Consider the following 425-nt stretch of genomic DNA (forward strand, 5'->3'; position numbering starts at 1 on the left):
CTTCATATTTTTTGAGGGCGGTTGTACTATTTATAATCTTACTATTTTTCACCTGTTTTTTTCCAATAGAGGATGCAGGTATTGTATAAGTTGAATTTAAATTATATCCCTCCTATTTTTTGCTCTATATGTTAAAATATTTTGAACAGTTAATATAGGGAATGATAATGAATAAACCCCCTATAACCATAGAAGCTTTACTGCTACTGGACGCAATAGAGCAACGTGGCAGTTACACAACCGCAGCAGAGCAACTGAATAAACTACCCTCAGCCTTGTCGTATATTGGTAATAAACTTGAAGAGCAATTAAAGGTAACCTTGTTTCAGCGCCAAGGTCGACGAGCCGTGTTTACCCCTGCAGTTAAACTTTTAGTGACCGATGTGCGTAAAGTACTCTATGCTATTATTAATTTCAAGTCGCTT

The 425-nt window shown here is 36.2% G+C and carries 1 protein-coding gene; it reads left to right on the forward strand.

Features of this window, described 5'->3' with window-relative positions; translation table 11 throughout:
* Positions 1-167: 167 nt before the first annotated feature.
* Positions 168-425, forward strand: a 258-nt coding sequence (locus tag CWB78_RS18270) for a LysR family transcriptional regulator (protein ID WP_138596829.1), incomplete at its 3' end; no start/stop codon positions are given.

The organism is Pseudoalteromonas sp. S1612, assembly GCF_005887175.1.
In the GTDB taxonomy this organism is placed as follows: Bacteria; Pseudomonadota; Gammaproteobacteria; order Enterobacterales; family Alteromonadaceae; genus Pseudoalteromonas; species Pseudoalteromonas undina.